This is a genomic window from Acutalibacter intestini (assembly GCF_034334985.1).
GTDB lineage: Bacteria > Bacillota > Clostridia > Oscillospirales > Acutalibacteraceae > Acutalibacter > Acutalibacter intestini.
The window spans coordinates 1-16734 of sequence record NZ_JAWXXL010000053.1 but is presented as its reverse complement, the minus strand read 5'-3'; the positions used below and the strand labels follow the sequence as shown (position 1 = coordinate 16734).

The 16734-nt window shown below is 50.8% G+C and carries 10 protein-coding genes, 3 tRNA genes and 1 pseudogene; 3 read left to right on the top strand and 11 right to left on the bottom strand.

All coding sequences use genetic code 11. The features are described from left to right. Positions 1 to 249: 249 nt before the first annotated feature. Positions 250 to 654: pseudogene (locus U8U68_RS22720) on the bottom strand (IS110 family RNA-guided transposase); the annotation flags it as partial. 856 nt (positions 655 to 1510) lie between these two features. Between U8U68_RS22720 and U8U68_RS20055 the strand changes: the two are divergent. Both U8U68_RS20055 and U8U68_RS20050 read left to right on the top strand, forming a co-directional pair. After that, positions 1511 to 1586, top strand: a tRNA-Thr gene (locus U8U68_RS20055). A 61-nt stretch (positions 1587 to 1647) separates the two neighbouring features. Further along, positions 1648 to 1732: transfer RNA gene (locus tag U8U68_RS20050), tRNA-Tyr, on the top strand. Between the two features lie 289 nt (positions 1733 to 2021). Here the strand turns inward: U8U68_RS20050 and U8U68_RS20045 are convergent. From U8U68_RS20045 to U8U68_RS20025, 5 genes are all read right to left on the bottom strand, one after another. Beyond that, positions 2022 to 3176, bottom strand: a complete 1155-nt coding sequence (locus tag U8U68_RS20045; RefSeq protein WP_322203979.1) for a tyrosine-type recombinase/integrase — start codon at positions 3174 to 3176, stop codon at positions 2022 to 2024. 128 nt (positions 3177 to 3304) lie between these two features. Then, the gene (locus U8U68_RS20040; RefSeq protein WP_160579769.1) at positions 3305 to 3577 is read right to left on the bottom strand and encodes a hypothetical protein; all 273 of its coding nucleotides are present in this window, start codon (positions 3575 to 3577) and stop codon (positions 3305 to 3307) included. A 492-nt stretch (positions 3578 to 4069) separates the two neighbouring features. Continuing rightward, a complete protein-coding gene (locus U8U68_RS20035) occupies positions 4070 to 4561 on the bottom strand; it encodes a YkgJ family cysteine cluster protein (RefSeq protein ID WP_322203976.1) in 492 nt (163 codons plus the stop codon). A 138-nt stretch (positions 4562 to 4699) separates the two neighbouring features. Continuing rightward, positions 4700 to 5584, bottom strand: a complete 885-nt coding sequence (locus U8U68_RS20030; RefSeq protein ID WP_322203974.1) for a DUF2971 domain-containing protein — start codon at positions 5582 to 5584, stop codon at positions 4700 to 4702. Positions 5585 to 5587: 3 nt separating this feature from the next. After that, positions 5588 to 8359, bottom strand: a complete 2772-nt coding sequence (locus U8U68_RS20025) for a DNA methyltransferase (RefSeq protein ID WP_322203981.1) — start codon at positions 8357 to 8359, stop codon at positions 5588 to 5590. Positions 8360 to 8805: 446 nt separating this feature from the next. On the opposite strand from U8U68_RS20025, the gene U8U68_RS20020 reads away from it, so the two are divergent. Next, positions 8806 to 8890 (top strand) — tRNA-Tyr (locus tag U8U68_RS20020). Between the two features lie 730 nt (positions 8891 to 9620). On the opposite strand, the gene U8U68_RS20015 is transcribed toward U8U68_RS20020, so the two are convergent. The 5 genes from U8U68_RS20015 to U8U68_RS19995 all read right to left on the bottom strand — a co-directional run bounded on the left by U8U68_RS20015 (position 9621) and on the right by U8U68_RS19995 (position 16589). Next, positions 9621 to 10478, bottom strand: coding sequence for a hypothetical protein (locus tag U8U68_RS20015; protein WP_322203972.1), 858 nt, complete (start codon positions 10476 to 10478; stop codon positions 9621 to 9623). Between the two features lie 200 nt (positions 10479 to 10678). After that, positions 10679 to 11083, bottom strand: a complete 405-nt coding sequence (locus U8U68_RS20010) for a CopG family ribbon-helix-helix protein (protein WP_322203970.1) — start codon at positions 11081 to 11083, stop codon at positions 10679 to 10681. 621 nt (positions 11084 to 11704) lie between these two features. Further along, positions 11705 to 13174: an amidophosphoribosyltransferase gene (gene purF / locus U8U68_RS20005; protein WP_322203968.1), complete on the bottom strand. Its 1470-nt coding sequence runs from the start codon at positions 13172 to 13174 to the stop codon at positions 11705 to 11707. A 13-nt stretch (positions 13175 to 13187) separates the two neighbouring features. Beyond that, on the bottom strand, positions 13188 to 14768 hold the full coding sequence (gene asnB / locus U8U68_RS20000; RefSeq protein WP_322203966.1) for an asparagine synthase B: 1581 nt from the start codon (positions 14766 to 14768) through the stop codon (positions 13188 to 13190). Between the two features lie 66 nt (positions 14769 to 14834). Continuing rightward, positions 14835 to 16589 (bottom strand): ammonium transporter, encoded by a 1755-nt coding sequence (locus U8U68_RS19995; protein ID WP_322203964.1) that lies wholly within the window; start codon positions 16587 to 16589, stop codon positions 14835 to 14837. Positions 16590 to 16734: the final 145 nt, after the last annotated feature.

Here is a 16734-nt window from a genome sequence, read left to right as displayed (position 1 = left end):
ACAGATTGAGCGCCGTCCATCTCACCATTGACCAGCGAAAGCTGTGCGCTATCACGGAAAATCTGCAAGCAAGACGGTGCTTAAGGCGCCACCCGCGAATGGTGCGGGGTTGCCTTAATACCAACCCGAGCCTCAAAGCTATACATCGTATTTCCGGACGGATTGAAAGAGGGAAAGAAAAGAGGATAGCAAAGAAGAGCGTGAACAGACCCTCGAATAGCTATCGAAGTACGTGCTGGGCAGTAGGGCTGACTTCTCTAGCGCGAAAAGAAGTCGCATCAGCTTCTTGGCGGCATGGGATAAGGCGACGTTGTAACGCTTGCCCTCACCCCATCCAGCGTCCCAATGGCAGCCGTATTTGGCTGCGTTATAGAGGGCATAGCGCAGATACCTGGAACCGCGTTTCTCCATGTGGGGATAACCGTTTTTAAGCTGTCCGGAGAATCGAACCGGGAGAAGTCCCCGACCTCGGCCAGGATCATGGACTCCCATGAGGTATCCAGTCCCCGGAATGGTGGTAGTGGGAAAGTGAAGTTCTTCCATGATGGCCTGGATTGCGGCCTCAATTTCCTGGATTTCAGCGTTCAGGTCACAAATGAGGGGAATGGTATGCTTATGAGCAGTTGTACGTCTTATAAGCATACCTGCAATTGTTCGTGCATCCACACGGTCCATATTCATCTCACTTAGGCTGAGGCTTTCCGGTAAAGGATGGTGCCTCAGGCCCTACTTTTATACTGTCCTGGGGCGTGGAGCAGGTCTGCGGCATACAAAGCGGGGTGTTGAAGTCCTTCCGGTTATTGAGGATGGTGAACACATCTGGCAACATACCCTCGGAACTACTGATGAAACAGTCATGCTTGTCCTTGCCACATCAATCGCAACGCAAAACATAGCGATACCTCCAACGATAAATTTGTGATGCTGTTTCCACAGGACACTTTGCTTTTGTAGCCTTGTTCCACATCAACCGTCTGCCGGTATTTAGCGGATCAAAAAACTGCAAAGGGCTGTGGCTGGAGCCTTTCACAAACCATCCAGGTGGTAGGAGAAACTCACCGATCCACAACATCCTACAATGTAGCACTACCCGTGGAGAGGAGATTTCATAGCTACAACTTTATCATACAAGGAGATACCCAGGGAGAGTTTCCCCTTTGCTTAGCAGCTTTGGAACCAGCGGGAAGATATATTAGTTATAATTTAGAGATCCAGAGATCAATTTCAGTGGGATGGCATAATGGAATGAAGCGGTAATTTTTAGTTGATTAGACGGCTCCCCCAATATTTTCATAAAAGTTATTAACTTAGTGTAAATATTACACTAGTAACAATCGATAAGTGATAAGAAGAAGAAGATAGAGCTTGGTTATACTGCCGCAGTAAATTCATCAAAATATAATCAGGATTTTACATTTGTATCAAAAATTGTCAATGCGAGAAAAACCCACAAAAAGCTCTTGACATTTCCGCTTAAAGGAGGTATAATAAGCAAGCATTAAGGAAATCCGCTGGTGTAGCTCAGTTGGTAGAGCAGCTGATTTGTAATCAGCAGGTCAGGGGTTCGAGTCCGTTCACCAGCTCCAGCGGGACGGGCCCGGTTCTCCAAAACCGGGCGCACCGCTTGTATAAAATCGCATAATTTATGGGGGAGTTCCCGAGTGGCCAAAGGGGGCAGACTGTAAATCTGTTGTCGACGACTTCAGTGGTTCGAATCCACTCTCCCCCACCAAAGTCTGAGAAACCGCATGGTTGTGCGGTTTCTTTGCTTTTTCTTGAGGTCGATGGTTTGGCTTTTACGGCGGCTTAGCACAGTGTTGCCTTGTTTCTGTGCTGTTTGCGTTCTGCATATTTTTCCGGATATTGCGGATATAGTTTCAACTTATTCTTTTTGCGAGTTCGGCGTGGCTCCGTCGGCTTTTTGTCCTGACCCACACCGTGACCCACACGCGGAAATAAACGGAAACGGCTGGATACTTCCGGGTAGGAAGTTCCAGCCGTTTTTCTCGTTTGCCCCACACTCACATGACCTTCTCCATAAAATTTCCCATCTTTTCTGCGGCCTGCTCCTGTTTTTGGCGGGTGGCGTGGGTGTAGGTTCTCAGCGTGAAACCGGCGTCGTAGTGGCCCAGCATACTGCTGACGGTTTTTACGTCTACACCATTTTGTAGTGCGGCAGTCGCAAAAGTGTGTCTTAACGAATGGAAAGGAATATAACTTAATTCTGCTGACTTTAATATCCTCTTATGGAGGGTGACGATTGAGTCTGGGTAGTACATTTCACCGGTTCTGGTGGAGGGAAACATATAGGGGTTGTCAGGATGCTTGCGGTGCTCCTGCTGGAGAAGTTCCACAGCTTTCTGAGGGATAGATACCAGCCTGACGGATGTTTCTGTCTTGGGCCGGGTGATGACGATGTTGCCATCTGCATCGCGGGTGGCCTGCTTGCTCACACTTATTGTCTGGTTTTTGATGTCCAGGTCTGACCAGAGTAAGGCTACCAGCTCACCTTTGCGCAGGCCGCTGACCAGCTCCAGATAAAACATGGGGAGGACGTGACGGCGGTCGGCCTCGTCGAGGTAGGCTTTCATGTCCTCGACGGGGAGGAACTTCATTTCCTTTTTCTCCAACTTTGGTGCGATGCAGTCATCGGTAGGGTTGCGCTGAATCAGACGTTCCTTGACTGCTCTGTCCAGTGCGTTGTGGAGCATGAGGTGGATGCCACGCACGGTGGAGGCGCTCAGACCAGGAGATTTTTCTTTCTGCACCTCTCGCAATCTGCCGTTTTCACGGAGGTCTTGGTAGAGTTTTTGAAGGTCGCGGCCTGTTAGTTTGTTCAGCTTGATGTTACCTATCCGTGGGTTTACGTGGAGTTCTATGCTCCGGCGGTAGTATTCGGCGGTGGAGACTCGCACATTTGGCTTGGCATAGAGGGTGTACCAGTTCGTGAGCCATGAGCCGACCGTGTAACCGTCAGAGCGGGCTACGTCCAAATCTTTGGTGTCATCCATTGCCGCAACCAGTTTCTCCTTGACCTCGGCTTGGGTCTTGCCGAGCACATTCTTGATAATGCGCTTTCCTGTGGCTGAGTCGTAGCCTGCTGTATAGCGTCCCTCCCAGCGACCATCTTTACGTTTGCGGATGTTGCCTTCGCCGTTTGCTCTCTTTTTTGCCATATATCGGCCCCCTTTCTCAGCACACCACAATACCACACCCCGCTGAGAAAGTCCACTGACATTTTTCTTGCTTTTTTCGCGTGCTCAAAACCGCTTTTCTTTGTTTAGCAGCGCAAATTTTGAGGGGGTTAGTCATCGTAATATCCAGTTAAAATATCCTCGAAACGCACCTTCCCACGAGTGCGGCGCACGTTGTTTATGGCCTCACGGCGCATTTCCTCTACCTGCTCGGGCGTGTACTCAGAAAGCTCCGCCAGCACCCGCATCACCATCTCTAGCTGCACCGCATAGCGGAAGAGTCCTTTTGAGATAGCTTTCGCGTTATCCTCGGACAATTTCAAGACCGCTCCAGCCAGTTTTTCACCCAGGATGTCGTTATCCTGCAAAGCACTCTCAGCCATGAGGCTTTCAACTGCTCGCGTGAACAACTCATTTCGAGAGGAAAATCCCTGTTCTTTCGCAAACCTGTCCGCACGCTTGACTAGCCCTCTGTCCAAATACAGGCTTATCCGTTGCATATTTTCTGAATCCATAATGCACCTCCGAAAATGCAATACACCAACTTGTGACACCTAAAAATTCCCCGGTATTCAGCCATTTCTGTCCACTCGCAACCCCAAACTTTACACCAAATTCCCATTTGCGACCCCACTATGACACCTATCTCACCATGCCCTATGACTTCCGAAAAAGCCCGTAGTTTCTAGCCTTCCCGCCCGGCTCTGCCGGACGGTGTGGACTGCAAAGGCGCCGGCATGGCGCCTTGCTTTCTCCTGCTTGTTTTTAGACCGATTCTTTTGAGCCATTTCCGGATGGATATTCTTTCATAATTAGCGCATAATCTTTCGCTTATCCCGGGCTTGTGTCTGCCTTCTCAAATCACTATACCGCCATCATCGAAAATGATATATTTTTTTCAATCGCTCTAAAATCTCATAAACCACCGGACAATGCTCGGCAGATGTCAGAATACCGTATAAGCTAAAAAGCCTCCCAGGCTTGTCCGTATACGGATATTCACGGCATTGCCGGGGCTTGCATGATTCTATCCCGCACCGTCCATTATCTTTCAGAAAAGCACATGGGCCTTTCAACTCCGAGCCTTCCTCGCCCTGCGCCAGGTATTTCTCCTGGAAAGATTCCGCTGTCATGCCGAGATGATTCGAAATGGCGCTGATTTCGTCTTCTTCCAATACCGTACTATATGCGCGGCAGCAGTTGGCACACTGTCTGCAGTCATATTCTTCAAACAGTTCGTTATGTAAGGCCAAAAACTGCCGATCCAATTCCTCGTCATCAGCATGGTTTTTCAGAAAACTTCGAAATCTGAGATTTTCCCGCTCTTTCCTTTTTGCCGCTCTGTATACTTCTTCTGGACTTATCATTTTCAGCCTCCTTCTCCGCGCCCTCACACGCTGCCACAAATGGCCTCACACGGCGTTTTAGACCGGTGGCAGATACTCTCCTCGATCCCCGGCCTAAACTGCCCAACACGGGCCTCACAGGGGCCAAAGCGGTCATGTCTAAAAATTGCTGGAGTTGAGTTCTTCCGGCTCTAATTTATAGCAGTCCGAATGCATCCGCATGTGATATACTTTTACAGTACTTCCCTCATAATGTGCGCAAATTTCCTTACACTTTTCTATTGGAGCTTTTGTTCCTAAGTATACCGCCGTTATGCAGTCTTGTGCAGAAACATAGTTGTACTTTCCATTAGAGGAGAAACCATGAAGTTCCTTTTTGTGGAACACCATTCGCCACTCTTGTTCATAATTCCATATCGAAGATTTATGAAACGGTGCCTCATAAATTGCTTGATTGGCGCTTTCATTATCTCCGTTTGCAAATGACCCTGATATGAAATATCTATCTTCAGAGTAATCCACAGGATGGAAACGCTTTTTCAAATTTCTTAATGAGGATTGATTGAAATCGTACTCGATACAAAAACCAGTATGATTTTCGGCATAGTGGCTCCACATCAAAATGGATTTGTTTGTTTCCGAAAAGCAAGCCACCCTCAAGTCATCTTTAATATCATGAAATATATCACTTACATCCCTGTACACCTTGGATATTAAAGTACTAGGTAACGACTCACATAGTACGGATTCTATTGCGGCTTTCAAATCACTAGCTGTGTAAAATGATTTCTTTTCTTGTTCAGACAAAGGCATCCATTGGTTCACAGCCTCTATAACCATTTCTCTATACCATTTTTCGTTCAAAAAGCTTTTTTCGACAACAATATCACAATCGTATGGATCGTTAAAAGTTATTGGTGAAACTGGCACTATGAGTTCGTCATATAACTCTTGCTGCCACTGGATTTCATGCGCAGGAAAAGAAAATTCAAGTCCTGGGTTTTCACGAAAAGGTCTGTATCTATACAATTTTGGCATATCCATACTCTACCTCCCTTTTTGCTCTGTCAACTCCTGATACATCTTCATCAACTCCGCCACGCAGCTGCTCTCCGTCATATCCCGCACCGAAAACCCATACGCCTCCATCACTGCCCGGTCATTGTTCTGGTGAGCCTTGCGCAGCTCCGGAGGCATGGTAGTCTCGTCATATAGGTCGGCAAGGCTGCTGTCCGGATAGAGAGCGCGGGCATCCAAAATGCCCTTGGCGGTCTGCTCGATTTTGGCTTTCTGTTTGTCAGTGGGGGTAGGCCAAGGAAAGTTGTTATAGACCACGTCTTTTGAGTATGTATAATCAGACTTTAACCTTGCGGCAACCGTTCGCATCCAAGCCATGTGAACATTAGAAGTCAGAATCCCAAAATGGAATAATTCTGCGTCAGGTATTATAAACAACTTATTTCCAGCGATAATTGAATCATCCAGATAGCCAAGTGGAATATATTTCCTGCGTTCTGAAGAAACAATAGGGATTGCAACAAATTTTGCCGGGTTGCGCTGCTCACGGAACAACATAGGAGTCTCCGCCTTTTTTCTTGCTCCAGCGTCTTTACTTAATGCACGCATCTCTTGAACAGCTTTGACTCTTTTCATGACATACGGCATGGATTTAAGTTGTGATGGGGAACATTTTACGAGCCACAAGCACCATCTCTTTTTATTATTGATAAATTCATATCCCATCATGTAACGCTTTATAAATGGTGCTGCCGATGGCTCCTTCTTTAGAAAATCTTCGTATTCATCATTTTCAATGATAAGATTGCCACCATCCATTGCTTGATTTCCCATTACCATAAGCGGAACATCGCAAATCGGAGTTTTCCGACTGGTAATCAATACATTATCGCCTTCAAAAAGATAGGGACAAATATTTGACACAACTCTTGCATTATTGCTAGAAAATAAAATTTTGTGTACCCGCTGGATATAGGCAAACCCAATGATAACAACATGGACTTTGGCAGTTTCACTTGATTCACTCTTCCAAATGAAGGACTTCCATGCAAAATTGATATGCACAGAATACTTGTTAAGTAACAACGTCCATAAATCGCCCGCCATTTGACCTTGTGATATAGAATTTGTTGACACAAATGCGACTTCACATTTTGTTTCCATAATGTATTCGGCAGCTTTTCTATACCAACAGCATACATAGTCCAATAAAGCAGGCTTGATTTCTGTAAAAACAGACTTCATATCTTGCTTTTGAGATTCACTTGCAAACTTAAATCCCACAAACGGCGGGTTCCCCATAATATAATTCAGTTCCCGCTTTGGCACCACACTCTCCCAATCCACCTGCAGGGCGTTTCCCTCGGTAATGTTGGCGTAGGATTTCAGCGGCAGAAAGTCCAGGGACATATGCACCACGCCCTCGGTTTCCTTCATCATCTGGCTTTCGGCAATCCACAGGGCAGTTTTTGCGACAGTTACGGCGAAGTCGTTAATTTCAATGCCGTAAAACTGACCGATCGACACCTGGATAGGGTTGCCCACATTCAGCATGACCTGCCCTCTGTGAAGAAGTGAAATCGCTTTGTTTTCCAACCGCCGCAGAGATATGTAGGTTTCGGTCAGGAAGTTGCCAGAGCCGCAGGCGGGGTCAAGGAATTTCAGCCGCGCCAGCTTCTTTTGAAAGGCTTCAAGCTTGACCTTGCGGGTGCGGTCCACTGCAATACCCTTGATTTCCTCAAACTCCGCTTTCAGGCCGTCCAAAAACAGCGGGTCAATCACCTTGTGGATATTCTCAATGGAGGTGTAGTGCATACCGCCAGAGCGCCGGGTTTCTGGGTTCAGGGTGGATTCAAACACCGCGCCGAAGATGGTAGGGCTGATTTCAGACCAGTCAAAATCCTCGCTGGCCCTGTGCAAAAGCATAGTTTTCAATTCATCAGTAAAGGGCGGTATCTCTATGTTCTCGTCGCTGAACAGACCTCCGTTTACATAAGGGAATGCCGCCAGTGCCGGATTGTCGTCCGCCAGGTATTTGTCCCGGTCCTCTGGCCTCTGATCTAGTACTCGGAACAACTCTACCAAAGCCCGCCGCATACCGTTGGCTGAAATGTCCCGAAGATAATCGTGGAACATATTCCTGCCGCCGAAAATCCCCGCGTCCTCAGCGTATAGACAGAACACCAACCGGACGCACAGCTTGTTGAGGCTTTTCAGTGTTTCGGGGCTGTCGGGTTCCTTATACTGTTTCAGTAGCGCTTCATAGAGTACCCCCACCAGCTCGCCGGCCTGCAAGGAGATCTCCATTTCCTTTTTGATGTGTTCGCTGCCGGTATCCACCAAAAAGTTCAGCCGGTGGTACTCCTTTTCAAAATCCTCCAACAGCAGAACCTCCGGTTCGTCATTGGGCCGGTTCATGTCGTGGATATGGAACTCCCGGAAGTTACAGGCCACGATCCAGCGGGGAGTCTGGTTGTACGGCAAAAATCCTCCATACCTCCGGGCTTGTCCGAATGGCGTAAGCATACTACCGTCAGACTGCTTATATCCTTTTCGCAAGTCAATGTCCTTCCCCTTTTGCTCAATTAAAACGCGGGTCGTGGGGATGTAGCCGTCAATAAAGCTGGTGTGGTCCAGCTTCACCGGCAGCTCAAATTGTATGTACTTTGTGGGTTCCTCCACCCCGAACACGTCTTGAAGCAGGGAAATCCAGAATAATTGTGTTTCCTGTTTTTCATCGCCACGACCTTGCCAATCCGCTCCAAACCGCGCTGCCGCTGCGCGTTGCTCCACGCCTTTCATCACACTCGTCCTCCCACAGGTTCTGCATAATTTGGATGTTTTTTCAGTATAACATATAGCGCAGAAAAAAGATAGAGGACTTTTTCTACTTACTCAGTTTCCGCGAACCAAGGTATTCAAAAGGTTTTTCTTTGTTTAGCAACGCAAATTTTGAGGGCGCTTTTAGGACTGGCATGAAAAATCTCCTTGCACCTTTTTCTTTTCTGACCCACACCCTGACCCACACGGTGAAAAAGCTGGGCGAACACAGTGGGAAATTTAGGGTCAAATGCCGTGGTATGGTGGAGCGGAAAGGCTCAGAAACGCCGTAATGGAGCCAAATTTCGGCCCCCCACACTGTTTGTAATCAGCAGGTCAGGGGTTCGAGTCCGTTCACCAGCTCCAAACTGGGCGGTCCGGCCCGACAGGAAGGCCGGACAAGCCTTGTATAAAACTTCATAATTTATGGGGGAGTTCCCGAGTGGCCAAAGGGGGCAGACTGTAAATCTGTTGTCGACGACTTCAGTGGTTCGAATCCACTCTCCCCCACCATTGACAAAGTCTTGCATGAAACATGCGAGGCTTTTGTTGTATGTAGCCAAATTATTTTGGAGCGATTTTCTACACTGGGTGGGGAACGGTCAAAGCTGGAACATCGCAAGTTGTTTTGCTCGGTTGCATATTAAAACGGATATTGCGGATAAGGTTTCAGCTTATTCTTTTTGCGAGTTTGGCGTGGCTCCGCCGGCTTTTTGTCCTGACCCACACCCCGGTCTCGCCTGCCGGCTTGGTCGGTTCGCGTCAACGCGCTACTGGCGCGTGCTCACCCCACATGCGGAAATGGTCAGAAATAACCGGAGAGTGCCAGGGGCGTTTTTGACCCACACCGTGGTCTCGCCTGTCGGCTCGGTCGGTTCGCAGCTTGTCTGCCACTGGCAGACGCTCACCCCACACGCGGAAATAAACGGAAACGGCTGGCTACTTCCGGGTAGGAAGTTCCAGCCGTTTTTGGCTTACTGACCTGCTTTCACATGACTTTGTCCATAAAATTTCCCATCTTTTTTGCGGCTTGCTCCTGCTTTTGGCGGGTGGCGTGGGTGTAGGTGCAAAGGGGGAAACCTGCATCTTTCTAGCGGTTTCCCAACCCGAAAATATGGCATTTGCCTTTCTTCCCTTTTGCTACATTTTTCTAACTGCACATATACTTTGTCTGCCCGCTTTAAATCGAACCACACATAAGCAAGTTTTGTGTATTGGTGCGGCAAGTCTAATTCATAACAATTTATATCATACTTTTTAAACACTCAATTTTCTCGATAAAGGTGGTATTAATTTCATCAAGCAAAGATTGCGCCCACCAAGGAACCTTTCCACGCAGACAGGCCTGGTGCAGAGTGACAACAACGCTCACCACATCGTCCAACGCTTTCTCCATAGGTTCAAACACTCCATATTCGTCAAGAAATGCTTTCCCGGCTTCTCCAGACAGAGAGGATAACACATTTCTAACATCTGTATAGGCATAACCCTTACCTAACAGATTGTAGTCAAACATCAGCGCAGAGGAATTATCTTTGGCAACAACCATATTCGTATAATAGAAGTCGTTGTATGTCAGCGTCCGTCTTGCGTTGCAAAGCTGATTGTTAATGGTATAATAATGCTGTTCCAAAAGCCCCCATGCCGGTGCGCTCTGAGTTTCGGTCTTTTCCTTGATGAAGGCAATGTTTTCGAGAGTGAAGAAGTCTGCCTCGTCATACATGGATTCTCCGTGCTGACAAATATAACCATATCCATGACTGTGAAGCAGCTTGTACCATACTGCAATTTGGCGGGCGACATCTGGGTCGGACATGTCTTCCTGCACACCCAGTCGATAAAAAGAGCTGAATTCAATGTCCTCAAGAAGAAGCGCAGAATCCGTGGACGCAATTACACGAATTGTGGGAATGTTCAAGGAAGCCAAGAGCCGGTAGTTATCCAATTCCCGTTTATGCTCATCTTTTTTGAAACACTTTAGAATATGCGATTTCTCCCTGCTTGCGATTCTGGCAACAATGATGCCATCCTTGTCCTGTAGGACGGAGAAAGTATTGCAGACAATGCCCAGCTTATTCAGTTCATCGTGGATGATGCTCATGACAGATTACTCCTTGATTTTTGTTCCAATATGCACCCATACTACTTGCTATTGGGGAGCGGGACCACCAAGTAGCTTATTCCCCAATATACCACATGTCGCAGAAAAATGATATAGAGTAAAGTTGTTTATCTGTTTGCATTTCTAAAACTTTTTTCCACAACCCTTTTCTTTGTTTAGCGACGTAAATTTTGGTGGTATCAATCTTCGTAATATCCGGCTAAAATATCTTCAAAACGCACCTTGCCACGGGTACGGCGAACATTGTTTATGGCTTCGCGGCGCATTTCCTCTACCTGCTTGGGTGTGTACTCAGAAAGCTCTGCCAGCACCCGCATCACCATCTCAAGCTGCACCGCATAACGGAAGAGTCCTTTTGAGATAGCTTTCGCGTTATCCTCGGATAACCTCGAAACCGCTCCAGCCAGTTTTTCACCCAGGATGTCATTATCCTGTAAATCGCTGTCAGCCATGAGGTTTTCAACCGCTCGTGTGAACAGTTCATTCCGAGAGGAAAAGCCTTGCTCTTTTGCAAATCTGTCTGCCCGATTGACCAGCCCTCTGTCCAAATACAGGCTTATCCGCTGCATATTTTCTGAATCCATAAAGCATCTCCAAAATCGTGTTACACCAACTTGTGACACCTAAAAATTTCCCGGTGTTCCGCCGTTTCTGCCCACTTGCAACCCCAAACTTTACACCAAATCCTCATTTGTGACCCTACTATGACACCTATCTCACCATGCGCTATAACTCCCGAAAAAGCCCGTAGTTTCTAGCATTCCCGCCCGGCTCCGCCGGACGGTGTGAACTGCAAAGGCGCCACCTTGGCGCCTTGCTTTCTCCTGCTTGTTTTTCGACCATGCTTTTTCTGTTCTCTCTGGCTGGATTATCTTCCATTTCAGTGCATATCTTTGCGACGAGTTTGCGCCGTTGTTCGCGGAGGATTTGTGCCGCGGCTGGAGGCGAGGCAGGCGGCCCTCACAAATCGCTACAAATGCCCCAAAACGGCGTTCTGGGCCTGCTCTCTTCTTGCTCCTCGAGAGCGGCCCCAGTTCGCCTGACAAGGCCCTCACAGGGGCCACAAACGGGTCAGACCCGTAACTGGCATGCTTGGTCATGCCGCCATGGGCGCCAATAATAGCAACAACGAACACGCCGCATAGTTTGGGTTCACCAAAACTCTCCCGCATCCGGGTGGCCGTTTCTTTTCTGCTGCTTTTACCCTAAACTGACGTTTGACTAAGGGTTCTTTTTTCAGTTTTCCGAAACGCCGCATTCTCCCTCGTTCCCAGCTTTTGCTCAAACCTGTCCTTACGGGTGTCCTTCGGAATGGGGGTTGGGTACCGCCCGCTGAAACAGGCGGAGCAAATACCGGGGCTCCCCGCCAGCCGGTCAAGGGCGTCTACCGGCAGATAGCCCAGGGAGTCCGCCCCGATGATGGCGGCGGTCTCCTCTACTGTATGCCTGCATGCAATCAGGTGGTCTTGGGAGTCGATGTCCGTGCCATAGTAGCAGGGGTGCAGAAACGGCGGCGAGGACACCCGCAGGTGTATCTCTTTGGCGCCTGCCTCCCGCAGCAGCTTGACAATGCGCCCGCTGGTGGTCCCTCGCACGATGGAGTCGTCCACCAGCACCAGCCTCTGTCCCCTCACCGCGGACTCTATGGGGCTTAGCTTAATGCGCACCTGGTCCAGACGCTGGGCCTGGATTGGAGAGATGAATGTGCGGCCAATGTACTTGTTCTTAATGAGTCCCATGCCATAAGGGATTCCAGATGCCCTGCTGAAGCCCAGGGCCGCGTCCAGGCCCGAGTCCGGCACGCCAATAACCAGGTCGGCGCTGGCGGGGCGCCGCTCTGCCAGCAGTTCGCCGGCCCGCTGCCGTGCCAGGTGCACGGGTACTCCGTCCAGCACCGAGTCGGGCCTTGCAAAATAGATATACTCAAAGACACAAAGCCTTTTCGGCTTCTGGCCGCAGTGCTCTCGGTATGACGCCATTCCGTCAGGACCGAACACCAAAATTTCCCCCGGCTCCAGGTCTCGCTGAAATTCCGCGCCAATGGCCGCCAGAGCGCAGCTTTCCGAGGCCACCGCGTACCCGCCGCCGGAAAGCCTGCCGTAGCATAAAGGCCGGAAACCAAAGGGGTCCCGGGCGGCAATGAGCTTTTGGGCGGACATAAGCGCCAGGGAGTAGGCTCCGTCCAGCTGGTCCATAGCCGCGCGCAGGGCGGCTTCAATGGAGGGGGTGGTCAGGCGCTGCTGGGTGACAATATAGGCGATAATCTCCGTGTCGCTGGTCGTGTGGAAAATAGCGCCGGAAAGCTCCAGCTTGTTTCGAAGCCCGGCGGCATTGCTAAGGTTGCCGTTGTGGGCCAGGGCCATTTTTCCTTTCTGATGGTTCACCTCTATGGGCTGGCAGTTTCTGCGCCCGCCGCCTCCGGTGGTGCCGTAGCGCACATGGCCCACCCCCATATTCCCTTTGGGCAGGCGGCCCAGCGCCTCTGGGGTGAATACCTCTCCCAGCAGGCCAACGTCCTTATGGGACGCGAATACGCCGTCGTCGTTTATCACAATCCCGCAGCTCTCCTGCCCCCGGTGCTGAAGGGCAAAAAGCCCGTAATAGCAGAGCTCGGCCGCTTCCGCGCGGTCTGGCAGCCACACACCGAAAATTCCGCATTCCTCATGGATACTCATACGCACCTCTCCTTTATTCTCCGCTGGCCCCATAGTTTGCCAGCACTCTTGCCGACGGGTCGTCTACTTTACAGCCCTCCCATTCCGGATTGGGCATCCAAAAACCCTCGATTAGCTGTCCCTGGCCAGGATAGTATTTCTCAAACAACTCTCTATACAGCAGGGCTTCTTTCGTAAAGGGCCGGGCGTGGGTATAGGACTTGCTTTTTGCCTCAAACGCCTTGTCTGTGTAAAGCCCCTCGGCATACTCCTTCAAATAGTCCACCATAGAGTGGCCTACCGCGTCGGAAAAAGCCGCTTTTTCCCGCCAGAGAATTGCCTCCGGCAGAAAATCCCCCTGGGCAAAAGCCCTTCGCAGAAGATACTTGCCCTTGCCGTAGGTATTCAGTTTTTTCTCCGGGTCAACAGACATAACATACTCCACAAAGTCCAAATCGCCAAAGGGCACCCTGGCCTCCAGAGAGTTGACGGAGATACAGCGGTCGGCCCGGAGAACATCGTACATATGCAGCTCCCGGATGCGTTTCTCGGATTCCTTCTGGAAAGCCTGGGCGCTGGGGGCGAAGTCCGTATACTTATAGCCAAACAGCTCATCGGATATTTCTCCAGTAAGAAGGACCCGGATGTCTGTATTCTCATGGATATATTTGCATACCAGGAACATGCCCACACTGGCGCGGATAGTGGTAATATCGAATGTCCCCAGGACCGCCACCACTGTCTCCAGAGCGTCCAGCACGTCTTGTCTGGTGATTATAACCTGGGTGTGGCTGCTGCCGATAAAGTCCGCAGCCTGCCGGGCATATTTCAGGTCTATGGCGTCTCCCTCCATACCAATCGCAAAGGTGCGGATTGGCGTTTTACAGTACCGCTGCGCCACGGCGCAGACCAGGGATGAGTCAAGACCGCCGGAAAGAAGGAATCCCAGCTTCGCGTCTGAAACCAACCGCTTCTTTATGCCCGCAGTGAGCTTAGCCCGGATGTTTTCGCATATCGTGTCCATATCGTCGTGGCAGACCCTCTCGGTCCGGGAAATATCCCTGTAGGGGACAAACCTCCCGGCTTTGTAATAATGTCCCGGCGGAAAGGGCCGTATCTCCCCGCAGAGGCCTATCAGGTCCTTGGGCTCGCTGGCAAAGAGCATGGCGCCGCTTTCCCCCCAGCCGTAGTACAGGGGACGGATGCCGATGGGGTCCCGGGCGGCTATGTACTCTCCTGTGTTTCCATCATATATAACACAGGCAAATTCCGCGTCCAGCAGGTTAAACATGCCGGCGCCATACTCCCTGTAAAGGGGCAGCAGTACCTCGCAGTCAGAGCCGCTTTGAAAGACGTATCTGTCTGCGAGCTGCTGTTTGAACTTTTCAAAGCCATATAACTCGCCGTTGCAGACCACATAGCTGCCGTCCAGCTCAAAGGGCTGCATGCCCTGAGGGCTTAGGCCCATGATAGCCAGGCGATGGAAGCCCATAAAGCCGTTGCCAGTATCGATAAACCGGGTGTCGTCCGGGCCCCGGGACAAGCTGCGGTCAAAGCATGCCTTTACAAGGTCAGGCTGGTTGCAGGGGCCGCAGCAGCTGATGATTGAACACATAAGAATCCCTCCGTGAAAGCGGAACAGGCGGGGTCACACCGAGCCCCGCTTTCTCCGCATGGCATATTATTCTACGTCCTGCAGCGCGTCATATCCGGTCTCGCCGGTGCGCACTTTCACTACGTCCTCCACATCATAGATAAATATCTTGCCGTCGCCGATATGGCCGGTATACAGCACCCTTTTTGCCGTCTCTACAACCGAGGAGACCGGTACCCGGCTGACAACGATATCCACCTGTATCTTGGGCAGAAGGCTGGCTTCCACCGGCACGCCTCTGTAATACTCGGGCTTGCCCTTTTGTACACCGCAGCCCAGCACATGGGAAACCGTCATGCCGGTGATGCCCAGGGCCATCATGGCGGACTTCAGGGCCTCGAACCGGCTCTCCCGGCAGATAATCTCAACCTTCGTGAGCTTGGGCACGCCGTCAGGAACCAGGGTGGGCTCTTTTTTCACCGGGATAGCTTCAGCGGCCGGCGTGTCTCCGGTAACGGCCATGGCATTCCCGTAGCCGTAGTCCAGGCTCTCAACCGCTGGGGCAAAGTCCGCGTAGGCGCTTAGCAGGCCGTGTTCGGTGCTGTCAAGGCCCTTGAGCTCCTCCTCCGGCTCAACGCGCAGGCCAACGGTTCTTTTGATTATCACAAACGTGACGGTCATCAGCGCAGCCGTCCAGGCAAGGATTGCCAGGATGCCCAGCAGCTGTACCCACAGCAGGCCGGGGTCGCCGGTGTAGAACAGTCCCCTGAGGCCCGCCGGAGCGTCAGGGTTAGCCAGAAGCCCCACAGCGGCGGTGCCCCATACGCCATTGGCAAGGTGCACGCCTACAGCGCCTACCGGGTCGTCGATGTGTAGCCTAAGGTCCAGGATTTCGACCACCGCGACCACCAGAATTCCGGAAACAATTCCCACAATCACCGAGCCCAGGGCGTCCAGGGCGTCGCACCCGGCGGTAATACCCACCAGGCCTGCCAAGGATGCGTTCAGACACATGGAAACATCCGGCTTACCATTCTTTATCCAGGTGAACAGCATGGTGGTAACCGTGGCCACTGCCGGGGCAATGGTGGTAGTCAGGAAAATAGAGGCCAGGGAGGTGTTGTCCCAGGCGGCCGCGCCGTTGAAGCCGTACCATCCAAACCATAGGATGAAACAGCCCAGAGCCCCCAGGGTGATGGAGTGGCCGGGTATGGCGTTTACCTTCTTCACCTTGCCGTCTTCATCCTCCATGTACTTGCCAAGCCTTGGACCCACCAGAACGGCCCCGATTAGCGCCGTGACGCCGCCCACGGAGTGGATGGCCGCAGAGCCGGCAAAATCATGGAAGCCCAGCTGGACCAGCCAGCCTTGGCTGTTCCAGACCCATCCGGCCTCAACAGGGTATACGAACAGGGAGATTACTCCGGAATAAATACAGTAGGACAAAAACTTGGTGCGCTCGGCCATAGCGCCGGAGACAATGGTGGCCGCCGTGGCGCAGAACACCAGATTAAACACAAAGCTGGAGGCATTTTCTTCAATAAAACCAGGAAAATTACGGAATATATCCAGGTTAGGTATACCGATAAAGCCCATCACGTAGTCCTCGGCCATCATCAGGCTGAAGCCCAAAAGTACGAACACCACTGTGCCAATGCAGAAGTCCATCAGGTTCTTCATAATAATATTGCCCGCGTTTTTGGCTCGGGTGAAACCGGTCTCCACCATAGCGAAACCAGCCTGCATAAAGAACACCAGGGCCGCGCCAATGAGAAACCAGACCCCGAATACCTGTGTGCTCACAGTTTCCGTCACCAGGGATATAATCTGCTCCGCTCCCATAATATCCACACTCCTTTAAGTTACAATGTTTTTACCTTACGCTGAAAAGTATATCGCCGTAGCTGGGATAGGGCCAGAACTCCTTGGCCGTAATAGTCTCGGCCCGGTCGCATACCGCCCGCAGCGCCTTCATGCGCTTTAAGAG